This window comes from Streptomyces sp. DG2A-72, from assembly GCF_030499575.1.
Taxonomy (GTDB): Bacteria; Actinomycetota; Actinomycetes; order Streptomycetales; family Streptomycetaceae; genus Streptomyces.
Genome location: NZ_JASTLC010000001.1, coordinates 5,724,556 through 5,740,352, shown reverse-complemented (window position 1 = coordinate 5,740,352; position 15,797 = coordinate 5,724,556). Strand labels below are relative to the sequence as shown.

Sequence of the window (15,797 nt, the reverse complement as noted above, 5' to 3'; positions counted from 1 at the left end):
GAACCTCGTTTGTGACTGACCATCGGCCGCCTGACATGGAGCTGCCGCTGCCCCCGGCTGCGACGTCAGCCGGGGGCAGCGGCAGTGGCTGATCGTTGCTCAGTCCCGCTCAGCGCGTCTGCGCCTTCTCAATCAGGGTCTGAGCGATCAATCGAACCGGTTCCCACGACTCATCGAGCGGATCGCCAGCCTCGGCCGCGGTCAGGAGAGCGTCGATCCTGGCTTGAACGTATTGCTTGTTAGCGAGTTCACCTTGATAATCCTGGACCGACTCCTTATATGCCTTCCATTGCACTGGAACGGGGACACCCTTCGGACCTTGCAAACTGTTCAAGCCAAAGTAGAACTCAAGGGAGCATGCCCGGCCGTTGATGTTGTCACTGACCTCTCCTGACGGCCCGAGAGTGGGATAGGACCGTGCGTATATGAGATCGGGAAGTAGGCAGGCGCTATAGTGATTCGGCAGCGCAATACCCGCGATCTGTTTGATCGCCTCCCGGCCAGCGGTGTCGTTGTCGAGGAGTCCGATCACCCGGTTCATCACTCCGGCTGCGGCGAAGCTCTTGAGATTTGCAACGACTTTATCCGTTCCCCCCGGTGCCCTTGTGGTGTCAAAGTCCAAAAATTTGAAATACCCAGCGATATCCGGTCTGACCAGTTTCAGCGCCCGGGGAAGAACGCGGGAATCAAACTTGCCTTCCGTGAGCACGATGATGGGGCCGGTGCTGGCTGTCTCCTCCCGTAGGTCCTGAAGGGCTTTCGTCGAGATCTGATCAGTGCTCTTGAACGCACCACCTGACAGCAGGTCGCTGAGGTCAAGGCGGAAGGTCGCCTGCGGATCCTGACGATCCAGAAGCCCTGCGATGAGCAAGCGGCGGTCTAGGTCGCCCTCGAAGAAAAGTTCGATCTTGTCCAGGCAGAGCTCTTCCAGTTCGGTCAGCTTTGTCTCCATCCATGCGGGGCCGCGCTTCAGGTATGCCTGGAGACCAATCTCAGCGATGTCGTCGTCGGTGACGTTGCGCGCCGGGTCCGATCCGGGTGCAATGTGCTCGTGAGCATCGTCCGGCCCGTCCCATGCTGTCAGGTCCCGGAAGCAGGCCGCCATCTCTCGGCGGCATCGCTCTGCAGTGAAGCCCATCAGATTGAGCCGCGTGACAGCTGTCTCAACAGTTGTCTTGTAGCCAAAACGCTCTGACGTATCGACGGATTCATGCTTGTAGTCATCCGGGTCGATATCAGGGTAACTGCCGTGTGCCTCAGGGTCGTCGAAGTCAATGTCGGGCAGGCCAGCGTTATCCCTGTCGACCATCATTGCCCAATTTCGGTGCATGTACTTGTCTTCCTCTTGGAAGACGGTCATGAGCCTGGCTGGCGCGTCCCACTTCCCCTCGAATATCTGTAGGTCCTCCAGGAACAAGTGCCATCTGCTGCTCACGTACTTCTCCGATCACGTAACGCTGATCCACCGCTCGCGGGCGTTCGGGCTCCATGCTCTTCCTTGGCGGGCCCGCGGGCTCGTACTTTTCCGTAGTCGATGGTCACCTTGGGCGTCGGTCACTGCGGTGGGTGGTCTTGGCCTGTGCCCCCTGACACTGCGAACGCAGAGAGCTGACCGCTCCGTGCTCCGGTCCTGACGGCGGCCGCGGTCTAGCACGAGATCTTGGTGTTCTTGGTTCAACGACGAGGTGGTCGGTGGTTGATGCTCGTGACGTTCGATGCCGACTTCAAGGCTTCCTGGAGGACAAACACCGTCAGAGCCATCCTTGCGAAAACCATTGGTGCCCGGCTTGCTCCGCTGATGGACTGACGTCCTACCGTGAGGCTGCCGCGTGACGGAGGTAGTGGTTGTGACAGGCTATGACGTGCTTGCCGAGGTGTACGAATGGCTCATCTCGGATGCAAAGTTGCCTCCAGCCGAGTTCGCTGCGTCGTTCGACGACGTCCTCAATCTCCTGCCGTCGAACGCTCACGTCCTCGACTGCTCGTGCGGAACCGGACAGTTGGCGGTTGGCCTCGCCGGTCGTGGCATGCAGGTTGTCGCAACTGACGCCAGCGAGGCGATGGTTCGCCGGACTGCAGAGTTATCTGAGGAGTTCGGGGCATCCGTCCGGGCCGTACGGGCGAACTGGGAAGAGTTGCCCGACCATTTCCAGGACAACACGTTCGACATGGTGTTCTGCGTTGGCAACTCGCTTCACCATGCCGCGGGCGCGACAGGCAGGGGTGCTGCTCTGGAGTCGATGTCACGGCTTCTGCGCCCCGGCGGGCGCTTGGTACTCACATCCCGCACTTGGGAACTCGTGAGGACCAGAGGTTCCCGGCTGGAGATCAGTGACCGACTCGTCCGCCGGAACGGTCGCGATGCCGTCGTGGTCTACCGCTGGGAGATTGCGCCGCATTGGGAGGAGGAGCACCACATCGAGATCGCGATCGCGCAAGTTGATGCGACCGGGTTGGTTCTTGTCCGCTCGGAACTGCTGTCCTGCTGGCCCTACCGGTACGAGGAACTCGAAGTCGAGCTGCACCGGGTCGGACTCCAAACGGAACTGAGCACGTTCGATCTTGAGGCCGAGAACTACATGGTGGTCGCGAGCAAGGTATAAACACCGGACTCTCAGTCCCTGGCCGGACCGCGCGGTTGCTCGCAGGACGCTTGCGCCCTCTCATCGGTGCGGGTTCAAGTGGTCAACGCAACGCCTCGGACGAGGAGTGCTCGTCGATCAGACGGCGGTAGATCCGGGGTGACGGTGTGGCGCTGTTTCCTGGTCGCGTCCAGATCAATGAGCAGGATCTCGTCGATCAGCGGCGTGAACGGATCCAGCTTCGACGGCCGCGCCGAAGCGGTTGTCGTGCGTGGCTACGGCCAAGCCGAGGTCAGGGCCTTGTTGACCGTGCTCCAGGTGACGCCGTACTTGCACTGCAACGCCCGGTTCGACATGCCATCGCGGGAGTCGCGCAGCAGCGCGGCGTACAACTCGACCTTCGACTGGCCAGGCGGCATCTCGTCAGCTTTCACGAACAACTGACGTCACCAACTACCGACAGAACCACGGCCCGCCGTGGAGAGGACGGGGTCGGTCGGCTCGAGGGCCAGGTAACTCTCTGCCGTGGCGGCTTCGAGGAGCAGAGGCTTGTCGGGGTCGTCCACGCGTACGGGAAGAAGTCGGCCCGTGAGCGAGCTGTCCTCCGGGTGTTCCTCAGTCAGCCGGAAGGCCGTGCTGACCGCCTCACGAACGCGCGTCCGATACCGCTGCTCCTGCTCGTAGTGGGATTGGCGAGCCCGACGCGCGTACTGCTCGCGAGCCTCGTCGTCCTCGTGGTCCTGTCCGAAGCTGGGGTCGTTCAGGCGGGGGCCGTCGGCGAAGGCCACGGTGTCGGGCATGTCGGTCTGCTGGAGGTGCAGGGCCGCACACGCTGCGTAGAGGCGGCGGGAGAGACCGAGGTGGATGCCGGTGCCGGGGATGCGGGCGGCGATGAACGCAGTGGCGTCCGTGTGCGACGCCAGGCTCCCCTCGGTGTCCACCTGCTGTGCGCGCAGCCGACGGCGCAGGCCGGTGGTGGATTCGTCGTGTTCCAGCAGTGTCAGGGAACCGGTGCGGTGACGCCCGCGATCCGTACGGTCACGATGCATCGGGACGACGCGCCGCTGCTCCACGGCCCCGAAGGCCAAGGCCTGGTACGTCAGGAGCTGCTGCCGGGTGACGGCCATCAGGGCCTCGGGGTCATCGGCGACGTAATCCTCCGCGTCGCCTTGCGGACTGCCGGCGGGGGAGGCGCCGGTCTGCGGCCCGCCGTGAGGGTGGGCCGTATGCAGGGCCAGGAACAGGTGGTCCTGCTCCCACTTGCCGGGCCTATTGCCGGGCAGCGACGTGCCGCAGAGGACCTGCCGGTGTGCCATGCCGGGCATGAGGGCGCTGCCACCGTCCAGCTGGATTCTCCCGTTCTTCAGCACGCCGGCGCCGAGTGCACGGGCTGCCTTCGCCTCGATCAGCCAGGGCAGGCCGGCGGCGTGGTGGTTGCCCCACAGGTCGGGCAGCTTGGCAGCCGGGTCGGTGAAGCCGGGCAGGCCGCCCGGACCTCGGGCTTCGAGATGCCAGGTGCTCCCCAGGCCAGCCATCCCGGCGCAGAGCCAGTGCGCCATCGTCATGCCCAAGTGGTAGCCGAAGGCGGAGTGGGCGCTGCGCTCACTGCCGTACTGGTACAGGGCGTTCACGAAGAGCCTGCGGCCGGCCGCGGGCGCGGGTGCGGGCACGTCCTTGAGCTGGAGGTAGGCCTGAAGGGGGGCGGTACGGGAGATGAGCTCGTTGACGGCGAGCCAGGGGGTGCGGCGCAGCCACGGGGTCAGGTCGCGCCCGACGCCCTTGGCCGCGAGGAGGACCTGCCGCCAGGTCGTGGTCGCCAGGTAGGTCCCGTACGAAGGCATGTCTGCCACCCCCGGCCACGGCTGGGTGGCACCCCTCCACAGAGCTTCGGAGGGCCGCCGCAGCGAGCTGAAGTCGCGTACGACGACGGGTATGTCCAGGGCGTCGGTCGGGCTGAAGACGAAGTCGGCCGCGTCGTGAGGGGGCTGCATGATCACGCCGACAGCCTGTCATGGGGCACGGACATCAGTCGCAGCTTTGGCCGAGCGGTCGGTGAGGAGAGCGGGCACTGGGAGATTTTGGCCACGGAGTGACGCATGCAGTGATCGTTGGCTGTCTGTACGCCCTGACTGTTGGCGTCCGCGGAAGTGCTCACCAACCGCCTTCGCCTCCACAATTATCTAGGGTCCGAAGGGCTTTGGGCAGGTCACAGGGGGTGGCCTGCGGTCAGGCACGTAAGGCAACGAGGACTCGGAGACGGTTCGACCGAACCGTCTCCGGAACGGCTGTTCAGCTGAGACGGTCCTCGGGCCCTACCTGTGCTGCGGGGGGGCAGCGTTTGATGCGTGGCGAGGACGCCGAGGGCGAGGAGGATGGGTTCGAGGAGGCGGGAGGTCATCTCGATGTAGGTGCCGGCGGTGGTGAGGTTCTGGCCGCTGGAGCGGAAGACGACCGAGTTGACGGCGATGCGGGTTGCCTTCTCGGCGCGGGCCCAGGTCATGCGCGGTGGCCATCCGCCGTGCAACTCAGGATCGGGAGTGCTGGTCTTCAGACTGATCTTGGTGCCGTTGAGCAGGTCGCGATGATCACGGTCGGTGCTCTGCCGCAGTAAATCCGGTATTTACTGCGGCACCATCCTGGCGAGTCACCAGGCGCACCGGAAGTCCGATAAATGAACCTCGAAGCTGAATCGCTGCCACCGCCGATCGCTGTGCCGTCGACCCTCGCGCCCGCTCCAGCCCCGAGCCTCACCCTGCGCTACATGTCCGTTCGCCGTAGCTATACGAGAACAGGGCCGGGATCCCCGCGACTTCCAGGAAACTGAAGGTTCTTCAGCGGGAACCCGAGGGGTGATGCCGCCGCTCTCCGGGGTGGCCCCGTGGGTTCGGGCCCAGGCACGGACACTGGCTGGGAGGATGAGAACTCACGGGATATCGCGGGCGGCATCGGGTTCCATGGCGTAAACGGCGGTTACGGCATCCAGGAAAGCCCTGTGGCGTTCGCTGAGCTTCTCCACCATCCAGGACTCGACCGACCGCCCATCGTCGATCACGCGTTGTACGACAACAAAGGCAAACGACAGCTCGCCGACTGCACTTCGGACCGTATCGGGACCCACCAGCTCGACCCGCAACTTGGCCGAGTGAAACAGTTGCTTCGCTACCTCCGCCTCTGCTTCTGGCGTAGGCATGATGAGGGCGTTCATGTACGACTCCGTAGCCCCCAAGATCACCCGATAGGCGTCGTGCCGTGCTTGCAGAAGCCATCGCTTCGACTCCACGTGAGCCTGATCCTTCACCTGCTGGCGCGCAGCCTCCACGGTCTTCTCGCCGCCGATACGTGCCCCCCACGCCGTGAAACCGCCACCAATAAGGGCACCAAGCAGGGCCGCCATGCCGGCGAGAAAAGCCGCGAGTCCTTGGTCCATAAGTCCCTCTCCCTACGCCCATCGTTGCCATCGTCGGCAACGGGCGCTTCCTCGGCTTCACCCGGACCGCACATCGATCGGACAAGATGCGAACGCTTCAGAGATCCTGAAGTTTCGTCAGCCGACGGTAAGACGCCCCGACGAGGGAAAACACCCTGGTCAGTAAGCCAGCAGATCAACGAGGCTCAGGGGAACTCATGGGATGTCGCACAAGAGGTGCAACTGGCGCGGCTGGGGCCCGTTCCAGGCTCGCCGTTGTTGTTCAGCGTCGGGACGTCCTGACCACGTGAGCCGAGAATGAGATGTCAGTGAAACTGCCTAAGGCGTCCTGTGTGACGAGGGCTTCGCCGTCGACCCGGACGGTGTAACCAAGCGGGCGGGTTTCCGCAGGATCCGAAGTTGGCTTCCCAACGATCACCTGGAACGTCCACTCGCCACTCACGCTGGTCAGAGTCGTGCCTTCTCCTTGACATTGCTGGCCTCTGGAGCGTTCTAGCCGTGGCGGTGTCATCATCTCTGTGCCCAATTGCCCCAGCAGAATCGGGCCGCCAACGAGGGCGACTGCCGCGACGACAGCCTCTTGAAACTCAGGGCTGTCGGTGATCGCGGAAACGTCGGTCCATTGGGTCTGGAAGCCGAGTGTGTCCATGACGGCAATCACTGTGCGCCGAAGTAGCACGTCGGCGCCCTCCGGCACGTCCGGAAGAAGCGAGGGTGCAAGCCGGTCATCGGCTCCGCAGAACGCCCCGTCCTCGGAGAGGAGGATCGTCGGCAACGCCTTCCCGTCTGGGGCCGCGTCTGGACTGCGGGATGCACGAAGTGTCGTGAGCCAGATAGAGGCGTCACGGCCTTCCACTCCCTTGAGGCATGGAGGTGCGTGGTCTGCTTCACGAAGGAGCGCTTCGAGGGCGTCCTCGGGGATCGTTTCCAAGACGCGAAACGCCTGGTGCAGGGCGTCCTTGAAGCGTTCCACCTCTTCGTCGACGAAGAGTGTGGTGAGCTTGTCGAAAGGGCCGCCTGCGAGCTTCTTCGCAGGCGGCGCGATCTTGTTGAAGTCCTTTTGGGCCTTCGTAAGCTGGGCAATGGCAGCCGTGAGCTCGTCGTGCCGCTGGCGGGCGACTTCGCGGATGACGACATCTGTCGTGGCCAGCGTGTGCCCTGACCGCTGTGCTGCAGCTTGAAGCAGCCTCAAGGCTGGCTTTCCCGGGAGCACATTTCGCAGCTGATTTGCGTCGAGCACGATCACCCCTCGGAGAGTAGTGACGTCCCCCTGCCATTGGTGTGGGTCCGCAGAAGCGGCCGTTGAAGTTCGCCTAGCTGGTGGAACAGCTGGTCGCCGTTGCAACGGCAACCAAGGGGACGTTGTCGGCGAACATCGCGCGTACGAATGTGCGTGCTCAGCCGACTGTTCGATCCGGCTGTCGCATCAGCCGTCCTGGGCCGGAACGACGGCCAGCCGCTGGCGGCTGCCGAGCTTCTTCTTCAGCGCGAAGTTCTCCGCGTAGAGGTTCGCGGTGACCGTGGCCAGGGCGTCGAGCTTGCCCTGGGTCTCGGTGACCTGGCTCTTCGCTTCCCGCAGTTGCTTGCGGAGGTCGGCGATCGTCTCGTCTCGCTGGACTTCGCCGGGAGTGCGGAGGACCGGGCGGGCGACCTTGGCGTCCCACTCGGCCAGGATCTCCTCGGCCCGGTGGACGGTCGCGTGGCTGACCTTCGCCTCGCGGGCGAGGTTCTCCTTGGTCAGGGCCCCGTCGGTGTGCAGGGGCTCGCCGGCCAGCAGCCGGGCCATGGCCTCCCGCAGTTTCGTCTCGGTGGCGGCGGACACCGGCATCAGAGGTTGTCTCCCATCTCGTCCTTCAGCGCATCGGTGATGCGCTGGACATCGGCCAAGCGGATCAGCACGGCCTCGCGCCGGGGAGGCGCCAGCCGCCGGTTCTTCACCATCGCTATGAGGTCGTCCTCCTCGCAGATCCAGATCGGCGCATGCGAGCGGGTGACCACCGAGTTGCGGCAGCGGGCCGGCTCGCATGCGCCGAGCAGTGGCGCCTGCCCGCGCTGGTCTTCGGGCAGCTGGTCCTGGCACTCCGCCTGCGGCGCGTCGAACATGCAGTGGTTGATGGTGCCCAGGTGCAGTTCAGGGAACTCGGAAGCCAGCAGGGCGGCTTCGACCCTCTCGTCGGCGATCTGTGCCCGCAGCTGCGGATCGCTGTTCATCGTCTCGATCACCCTGTCGAGCCCGGCATGCAGGCGGGCGGCGCCGGGGCCGACCGCCACGCTCTCGCCGTCTCGGCGGGCGCTCAGGAGACCGACCAGCTTCAGGGCAGCTGCGTGTTCGAGTTCCCGGTCGAATTCCTTGGCCCACTCTGGATCCATCTTCCCGTAGGCCTGGGAGGTGCGGTTGGCCATGGCCCTGCGGGCGGCATGCTTGAGCTGCAACCCCACTGCGATCTCGGAGTCCGGCTCCCGGGCAGCGATGGCCGCCATCGTCTTGCGGAACATGTGCGGGCGGACATGGGCAGCGGGAATCTCGTCCAGCCCCAGACGGCCGCAGGTGTTGTTGATCCGCTCGATGAAGAAGTCGATCTCGTCGGCGGGTGTGATGCCGTTGCGCCCGATCTTCCTGGGCCTGCCGTCGCTCCGCCGCGGCCGGGTGCCCTGCCGGGGCGGCTCCAGCGTGGCGAATAGGTGTGTGGGATGCCATGACAAGGCTTCTGCCACCGCGACGGCGTCCGCCACCGGCTCGAAGATCCACCAGAACAGTTCCGGCCGGGCCGGATCGAGCTTCGTCTTGCGGGACGTGATCGCTGGCGACCCGAAGTAGGTCACCAGCGGATTCCGCTCGATCTCCTGAACTTCAGAGTCCCGCATCATGCTCAGGGCGGCGATGAAGATGTAGCAGGCTGCCCGCAGCATCCGCAGTTCGTCATCCAGCTCCCCCTGGGTGATCGTCGTGCGCCAAGGTCCCGAACTGCCGTCACTCCGGGTGACAGTAGCTGCCTGGGGGCAGGGCATCGGCAGCGAACGCCATCCCGCGCGGGACCGCTCGGTGCTGTCCACCAGCACGACCTTCCCGGCTTGAACCGCTTGCGTGATCATCGCCGATCGTGACCGGTTCGTTTTCAGACAGGGGTGGGACCGGGCCGCGTCCCGCGGTCCCCAGATCTGGCGGGCGAGCGTCACCCAGATCGGAGTTCCGGCCTTGCCATGCAGATCGTCGACGGCCCGCACCGGGACGCGGTTGTCCGGATGGGCCAGCCAGCGCCGCACGTCCTCATCCAGCTGGGCTTTCGAAACGGGGCGGGACCGGTGCGGCTGGTAGGCGGGAGCCCCGAGCGTGCGTGAGGCTGTCGGTCCGTGGACCGTCACGCAGCGGCCTTCGCCGACCGCCTTGAGCACCGCTGTCCGACGTGCCGCGGTCCGCTTGGACAGTCGGCCGTTGCGGGCGCTGAACAGGTCCTGGTTCCGCCCGCTGGTGATGATCCGGCTGAGGGTCTTCCAGATCGGCGTCCCCGCCGGGGAACCCTTCCATTCCTTGGCCAGCAGCGGGACGACGTGACCCGGGTCGGCCAGCCACGCGTTCAGCAGGGCATCCAGGTCCGCCGGTGTGAGCGAGTCGACGCGCTCGGCCCGCAGCTTCGGCTCGGGCAGTGCGGCCGCGCGTCGCTCGAAGTCCTCGCGCCAGCTCAAGATGTCCGGGGCCAGGGCATGGATGTAGGTCCAGGCCGCCCGCAGCAGTGCCCACCAGGTGCCTGGAGGGATGTCGGGTGTGGTCAGACCATCGGTCTCGGCGGTCTCGTCCGGACGCTCTTGCAAGGCGACCTTGGCGGCCGCAAGGCCATCCCACGGATCGTCGAACGGGTCAATGCCCGAGACAACGGCAGCCACTCTCCGCAGCGCCCGCACTCCGTTGACATAGGTCGCGACTGTGCTCGGATCGAGCTCGGCGCCCTGGTCGGCGACGATCAGCTGCCAATCTTCTTTGTCCCATGAGCCGAGCCCTTGGCCCAGGCCCAGTTCGCGGCCGTGGCGGGCGAGGGCATGGAGTTTGAGGCAGTGCGCCTTGACCGTGCCGAACCCCATCGGCTCGGCCGCGAGGAAGACACCGGCCCGTCGCAGCACTGCGTGAGTGGGGTTCAGCCAGGCGAAGGCCATCTCTCTCAACTGGAGGTTGACCAGCGCGTCTTCCTCCGGGAAAGCCACCTCCCAGTCGGCGGGCTGGCGGTTGGCGGGGCGGCCGATGCATTCCCCGGACCAGCGATCGACATCCCCGAACAGCGGAACGGTGAACCCGTCCCGGACCTGGTGCCCGTCGCCGAAGACCGGCTCGTCGTCGCCGAAGCTGGCCGACGTCAGCGGCTCGATGACAGGTTGACTCGTCATCGGTCGAACTCCGTTCGCTGGCCGAGGGGCACGTCCAGATTCAGCTCCATCTCGGTGATCTGTTGCCGGGCTGCGGGCAGCCGGTCGGCGCACTCCGCGAAGACCTCGTCCAGGGCGGCGCGCTGTTGCCCGTAGATGGCGTGCCATCTCGGAGGCGGCAACGCGGTCCGCATCCGTTCGATGCGGTCGGACATGAGAAGCAGCCGCGGCAGCTGCGAGTAGAAGATGACGGCGTTGCGGCAGAGCATGCACATTCCCGGCGCGACGTGGCAGAGCTTGTTGTCGGTTCGCTGCGGGGAGTCGTAGGGATTGCGGCAGTTCACCAGGCCCATGTCCAGTTCCCCGGCCCGCATGGCCTTGGCGACCTCGATGTCCATTCCGAGTTCCCCGGCGACTTCTGACTCCTCCAGCCTTTCCTCGGCCGCCTCGTCAACCAGCACCGGTTTGTGTACGACTCTCTGGAAGACCCACTCCTGGGACCGGTTGATGGCCCGCCCGGCCATGATGTGGGCGGTGGTGCCGTGGGCGTAGTGGCCCCGGTAGACCTCGACGTGGTGGTCATCGCCGGCCAGGTCCGAGACCGTGCCGCCCAGGGCGACCGCCCGCACCACTTTGGTGGTCTTGCGCAGCCGACGCACCTCGTGCGGTTCGGAGATGTCCAGAGGGCGGCCCTGCGCGTCCCGCTGGGATGTGATCCAGAAGCTGAACCGGCACCGCTGCGGCGTCCTGAATTGCGCCACCTTGCCGGTGAGTTCACCACCACCGAGCAACTGTCGTACTGCCACGAACAGGTAGGGCTCCGGGTCGAAGATCTCCCTGATCAGCGCCGTGGCCGCCAGCAGGCGCCGCATCAGGCCCGGCACGTCCCAAGCTCCGCCGCCCGTGAATTCCTGGCCCTCACCGTCCTCGCTCACGACCTCCAGGTCGACCTCCGGGTGCAGATCTGCGCGGATCCGCGCGGCCCGCATCTTCGTCTGCACCAGCCGCAGGCCGCCGTCGGTGAACTCGATGTCGTCAAGCTGCAGGTCGTGCAGTTCCTCCGGGGTCGTGTCCGCCATTCCCAGCAGGAGAAGGATGCGAAACGCCTGAAGGTCGTACTCATCGGGGAACAGCAGCCGCCCCAGCTCCTGTCCCAGAACTCGAACGCCGGGTCGCCTCGACTGGCCTTCCGGGGCGGGCAGCAGGTCGACGACCTCGGGTGGCCACCATCGCGTCTTGGCCGGTAGATGCGTCTGCAGTGTCTGGGAGTTCACCATCCGCATCTGGGTTGCCCAGAGGAGATTGGGAAGGTCACGCCAGCCACCTTCCCGTGGGTCGGTGCCCGCGGCCAGTAGCTCACGCCCACGTGCCAGTCTCGCCTCCGTGGCCCGCACTGCCGCGCGGGCTGCGTCGCGCAGAGCGATCCGCTCAGCGTTTGAGAACTCGTCCAGCGGCTGAGGCGTCGGCTTGCCGTAGGACGCCGGCGCCTTGGCCCGCTGCCGCAGATGCTCGGGAATCCCGGAGTCGACGGAGGCCCGTTGTTCGATCAGGGCCAGCAGTGCCCGCGCGAGACGATAGGGCTGCTTGGACTTCACGCCGTGCTTCTGCCGCAGGTCTCCCTCCCACGCGTAGAGGACCTCCACGAGATCGACGCCGTGACCGTCCAGCCGGACATCCACCGGGTTCACGCCGGCCTCGGACAGGTGCTTGTCGGTGAACTGGGCGAAGCTCCGCACCGCGCCGGAGTACTCGGAGCCCCCGCCGCTCAGAGCCGCGTGGCGGGTCATCTTCAGCCACTCGTCCGCCAGTTGAGCCGCCAACGTCGTGCACCGGTAATCAGACGGGTCGATGCTGTGTTTGATGGTGCGGCCTCGGCGCTGCTCCAGGAACACCCGTACTCCGATGCGACCCGGCGTCACCTGGGTATTGGCCGGGCCCTTGCTGCGGATGCGGGTCTTGCGCTCGCCTCGTCTGGGCATTACGCGACCTCCTTGTCCGCCAGGGCACTCGCGTAGTCCGCGTAGGTCGCCTCCTGGTCGTTCCACTCAGCGATGGCCCTGGTGACCAGCGCGTTCGTGTTCCGGATGTAGGTGAGGTAACGCAGAGTGGTTTTCGGATTTTGATGTCCGAGGATTCGCTGGAGGATCAGCAGCGGGTTCCTCGACAGGTGGTCCGTGAGGTAAGCGGAGACGTCGCCCGCCAGGTAGCGCTCGGCCTCCTCACGCAGGATGAGCCGGGTGAGCATATGCAGCATGTAGATCGCGAACGTGTGCCGCGTGTCATGGATCCGAAGCCGGGCAGGCATCACGACATCAGACTTGTACTCCTCGCTCAGCCGCAGAGACCGCAGGTGAGCCTCGTCAAAGATCTGCCCCCACCGCTGCTTGGACAGCATCCGGCCGCCCCGGCCGATGAACAGGGCCATCGCCTCCAGCCCCCGGTCGCCTTCGATGACAGCGATGCGACGGATCTCCGCCGGCATCCCCGCGACCTTGAAAGTGCGGCGGCGACCGTGCAGCACGCCCTTCAGCTCCATCTTCCGCAGGTCGATGTCGTCCACGACGAACAGCTCCGCACGGGCCTTATAGAGGGTCTTCGCCGACGCCCGCACCATCGCGGCCCGCTCCGTGCGGCGGTATAGGTCCAGCTCACGCAGCGTCGGATCCTGGATAGCTGCCATGCGCGGCCACCCACGCTTCGCGGTCGCCCTCAGCAGAACCTCGGCCGGTGATGCGTCCCGACGCGGAGGCCCGACCTCAATGTCCAGCAGCGAGCTGAACTCCCGCGACCGCATCCCCGTCGTGATCGCCAGCTCCGGCGCCACGCTGTTGCGCAGCGGTGTCCTGCAACGGAATGCCGGATCGACCCGGCCATCGGGCAAGTAGCCGCGCAGGCCCACCTGTTTGAGGAAACGCCACTGCCGATAGGTCAGGTGGCGCACGTCCAGTTCGCTCACCGCACCCCAGGACAGCACATCCCGGCCGTTGGGCCGCCGGTAGTAGGGCCGCTCCTCCAGCAGCTTCGTCTTCGAATCCGTCGCCCAGTCGTAGAAGCTGTTGATCAAGACCCGGCGCCGCTTCCACGTGGCCGGCTCATCCGGCTTCTCGCGGTTCTCGGTGCAGTCCTCCCGGTAGGCCACCAGATCCTCTTCGGTGGCAGACAGAAGGTCAGTGGGCGGATCAAGCTCGGCCAGGAACTCCACCACGTCCATGGCGTCGTAGCCGTAGTCCTGAAGGGACTTCGCCTTCAGCGTCTTGGACAGCTCCAGGAAGAAGGAGCAAAGCGGCTCCAACGGGCGCATGTCCGGCCCGAGGTAGAACGGCGTACCCTCCTTCACCGCTCCCGGCCGACGTACGTACGCCTCGGCATCGAAGTCCGGGTCGACACCAGAAGGCGCCTCGTAGAACCGGCGCACCTTGCTCGGCGAGACAAAGAAGTGCTCCATCCCAACTCCCCATGAGACAAGTAGAGATCACCGAACCTAACAGCTTCATCAGTGAACTCATCTGCCCCGTAAGAACCATTGAGACAGTTACATTTACTTTCCCTAACCCGCGCCCTCCTGATTGGCGGGCCGTGTCTCCAACCGCACTACGTGCGGGTGGTCGGGACGCAGCTCCGCCGAGTCCTCGGCAAGCACGATCCGCTCGCCGGAGCCGACGAGCCCCAGCAGTGCGCTCAGCAGCGTCGTCTTGCCACTGCCGGTCCCGCCGCTGATCAGGAAGGACAGCCGGGCCTCCAGCAGCGCCCGCAGCACCCGGTCCCCGCCGGGCGGCACCGTGCCCGCCGTCACCAGCTCGTCGAGCGTGAAGGCCCGGGGCCGTACGACTCGAAGTGCCAGGCACGCACAGCCCACGGCGACCGGAGGCAGCACCGCATGCAGCCGCGTCCCGTCGGGCAGCCTGGCGTCCACCCACGGCCGGGCGTCGTCCAGCCGCCGTCCGGCCACCGCGGCCAGACGCTGCGCAAGACGTCGTACGGCCGACGCGTCCGTGAAGGAGACCGCCGTCAGCTCCAGTCCGCCGCCCCGGTCGACCCAGACCCGGTCCGGGGCGGACACCAGGACGTCGGTCACCGACGGGTCGGCGAGCAGCGGTTCCAGCGGGCCGCTGCCGACCAGCTCGGACCGCAACTGCCGGGCCGCGCCGAGAACTTCGGCGTCCCCCAGCACCCGCCCCTGCTCCCGCAGGGCCTGTGCCACGCGCGCGGGTGTCGGCTCGGCACCGCTTTCGGCCAGCCACTGCCGCACGCCGTCCAGCAGTGGCCCGGGGAAGGTGTTCATGCGGCGTTCGCCTCCATCAGCGCCCGCTCCCAGAACCCCTTGCAGAACCGCGCCAGCGGTCCGCGTCCGGAGGCCCCGGGTGGCGACTTGCTCTCGTGCGGGCGCAGCAGCCCGGACTCCACGGGCACTTCGCCGGCCAGCGGCAGTGCGAGCAGCCGGGCCACTTCGCGGTCGTCGAGGCCGGGCGCATAAGGTCCGCGCACCGCCACCCGCAGGTCGCGCAGGACCATGCCGACGGCGGAGGCCACCCGCCCGGCGGCGGCGACCGCGCGCAGTTCGGCGGGCACCACGAGCAGCCCGACATCGAGCTGCGCGAGTACCTCGGCGACGCCGTCGTCGATACGGCGGGGCAGATCGACCACGACCGTGCCGCCCCGGCGTCGGGCGGCGGCGAGCACCGCGCGTACGGCCTGCGGCGGGACGGCGATACGGTCGCCGCGATCCCAGCTGAGCACCCGCAGCGAGTGCAGCCGCGGCAGCGACTCCTCCAGGGCGCCGCCGCCGACCCGCCCGCGCGAGGCGGCGAAGGCGGGCCAGCGCAGTCCCTCGGCGGTCTCGCCACCGAGGAGCACGTCGAGTCCGCCGCCCAGCGGATCGGCGTCGACGAGGAGTGTGCGCAGGCCCTCCCGGGCGGAGGTGACGGCGAGAGCGCACGCGAGCGTGGACGCGCCGGCCCCGCCACGGCCACCGATGACGCCCACAGTGAGCGCGGGCCGCCCGACGCCCTCCGCCACGTCGGCGATGCGGTCCACCAGCCACTGCTCGCCATCGGGCAGCATCAGCACATGGTCGGCGCCGATCTCGACGGCCCGTTTCCAGACGCCGGGGTCGTCCTGGTCCCGGCCGACGAGCACGACTCCCCTTCTGCGGGCGGCCCCGCGCACCCGCCGCACCGCGTCGTCCCCGACGAGGACCAGCGGCGCCGCCTCCCAGCGGCCTCTGGGCTCCGGCACCCCGTGATGCACCTCGGGTGTGGCACCGGCCGCCGCGCACAGGCGCAGCAGGTCGTCGAGCAGATCGGCGTCTTCCGTGACGATCAGCGGTCCGCCCTGTCGCCCTCCGGCGGCGGGCTGCGGATCGTGAGTGACGGCTGCGGCCACGATGTCCATCCCCCTTCGCGCGGGCCCACGCAGGACCCGCGACACATCTC

At 66.6% G+C, this 15,797-nt stretch carries 12 protein-coding genes and 1 pseudogene; 1 reads left to right on the top strand and 12 read right to left on the bottom strand.

Features of this window, described 5'->3' with window-relative positions:
- Nucleotides 1–109: 109 nt before the first annotated feature.
- Nucleotides 110–1,360, bottom strand: a complete 1,251-nt coding sequence (locus QQY66_RS27430; RefSeq protein ID WP_301982953.1) for a HEPN/Toprim-associated domain-containing protein — start codon at nt 1,358–1,360, stop codon at nt 110–112.
- A gap of 487 nt (nt 1,361–1,847) precedes the next feature.
- Between QQY66_RS27430 and QQY66_RS27425 the strand changes: the two genes are divergently transcribed.
- Nucleotides 1,848–2,603: a class I SAM-dependent methyltransferase gene (locus tag QQY66_RS27425; RefSeq protein WP_301987510.1), complete on the top strand. Its 756-nt coding sequence runs from the start codon at nt 1,848–1,850 to the stop codon at nt 2,601–2,603.
- Between the two features lie 254 nt (nt 2,604–2,857).
- Here QQY66_RS27425 and QQY66_RS27420 read toward each other — a convergent pair whose 3' ends face one another.
- From QQY66_RS27420 to ssd, 11 genes and pseudogenes are all read right to left on the bottom strand, one after another.
- Entirely contained in the window at nt 2,858–3,001 is a 144-nt protein-coding gene (locus tag QQY66_RS27420; RefSeq protein ID WP_301982952.1) for a hypothetical protein, read from the bottom strand.
- 27 nt (nt 3,002–3,028) lie between these two features.
- Nucleotides 3,029–4,579: a gamma-glutamyltransferase gene (locus QQY66_RS27415; RefSeq protein ID WP_301982951.1), complete on the bottom strand. Its 1,551-nt coding sequence runs from the start codon at nt 4,577–4,579 to the stop codon at nt 3,029–3,031.
- Nucleotides 4,580–4,788: 209 nt separating this feature from the next.
- Nucleotides 4,789–5,082, bottom strand: a complete 294-nt coding sequence (locus QQY66_RS27410) for a hypothetical protein (RefSeq protein ID WP_301982950.1) — start codon at nt 5,080–5,082, stop codon at nt 4,789–4,791.
- A 423-nt stretch (nt 5,083–5,505) separates the two neighbouring features.
- Nucleotides 5,506–6,009: a hypothetical protein gene (locus tag QQY66_RS27405; RefSeq protein ID WP_301982949.1), complete on the bottom strand. Its 504-nt coding sequence runs from the start codon at nt 6,007–6,009 to the stop codon at nt 5,506–5,508.
- A gap of 262 nt (nt 6,010–6,271) precedes the next feature.
- Nucleotides 6,272–7,255 carry a PIN domain-containing protein gene (locus QQY66_RS27400; RefSeq protein ID WP_301982948.1) on the bottom strand — a complete coding sequence of 328 codons (984 nt, stop codon included), beginning with the start codon at nt 7,253–7,255 and terminating at the stop codon, nt 6,272–6,274.
- A gap of 180 nt (nt 7,256–7,435) precedes the next feature.
- Nucleotides 7,436–7,837, bottom strand: coding sequence for a hypothetical protein (locus QQY66_RS27395; RefSeq protein WP_301982947.1), 402 nt, complete (start codon nt 7,835–7,837; stop codon nt 7,436–7,438).
- Nucleotides 7,837–10,386, bottom strand: a complete 2,550-nt coding sequence (locus QQY66_RS27390; protein ID WP_301982946.1) for a hypothetical protein — start codon at nt 10,384–10,386, stop codon at nt 7,837–7,839. Before QQY66_RS27390 ends, QQY66_RS27395 begins: the two co-directional genes overlap by 1 nt.
- Entirely contained in the window at nt 10,383–12,344 is a 1,962-nt protein-coding gene (locus QQY66_RS27385; protein WP_301982945.1) for a hypothetical protein, read from the bottom strand. Before QQY66_RS27385 ends, QQY66_RS27390 begins: the two co-directional genes overlap by 4 nt.
- A complete protein-coding gene (locus QQY66_RS27380; RefSeq protein WP_301982944.1) occupies nt 12,344–13,810 on the bottom strand; it encodes a site-specific integrase in 1,467 nt (488 codons plus the stop codon). Before QQY66_RS27380 ends, QQY66_RS27385 begins: the two co-directional genes overlap by 1 nt.
- Before the next feature lie 105 nt (nt 13,811–13,915).
- A pseudogene (locus QQY66_RS27375) lies at nt 13,916–14,647 on the bottom strand (CpaF family protein); the annotation flags it as partial.
- A complete protein-coding gene (gene ssd / locus QQY66_RS27370; RefSeq protein WP_301982943.1) occupies nt 14,644–15,756 on the bottom strand; it encodes a septum site-determining protein Ssd in 1,113 nt (370 codons plus the stop codon). The pseudogene QQY66_RS27375 and the gene ssd, both read right to left, overlap by 4 nt.
- Nucleotides 15,757–15,797: the final 41 nt, after the last annotated feature.

Coding starts and splice junctions, on each gene's coding strand:
- QQY66_RS27430 (WP_301982953.1), bottom strand. CDS start 1,360: ATGACCGTCTTCCAAGAGGAAGACAAGTACATGCACCGAAATTGGGCA.
- QQY66_RS27420 (WP_301982952.1), bottom strand. CDS start 3,001: ATGCCGCCTGGCCAGTCGAAGGTCGAGTTGTACGCCGCGCTGCTGCGC.
- QQY66_RS27410 (WP_301982950.1), bottom strand. CDS start 5,082: ATGACCTGGGCCCGCGCCGAGAAGGCAACCCGCATCGCCGTCAACTCG.
- QQY66_RS27405 (WP_301982949.1), bottom strand. CDS start 6,009: ATGGACCAAGGACTCGCGGCTTTTCTCGCCGGCATGGCGGCCCTGCTT.
- QQY66_RS27395 (WP_301982947.1), bottom strand. CDS start 7,837: ATGCCGGTGTCCGCCGCCACCGAGACGAAACTGCGGGAGGCCATGGCC.
- QQY66_RS27390 (WP_301982946.1), bottom strand. CDS start 10,386: ATGACGAGTCAACCTGTCATCGAGCCGCTGACGTCGGCCAGCTTCGGC.
- QQY66_RS27385 (WP_301982945.1), bottom strand. CDS start 12,344: ATGCCCAGACGAGGCGAGCGCAAGACCCGCATCCGCAGCAAGGGCCCG.
- QQY66_RS27380 (WP_301982944.1), bottom strand. CDS start 13,810: ATGGAGCACTTCTTTGTCTCGCCGAGCAAGGTGCGCCGGTTCTACGAG.
- ssd (WP_301982943.1), bottom strand. CDS start 15,756: ATGGACATCGTGGCCGCAGCCGTCACTCACGATCCGCAGCCCGCCGCC.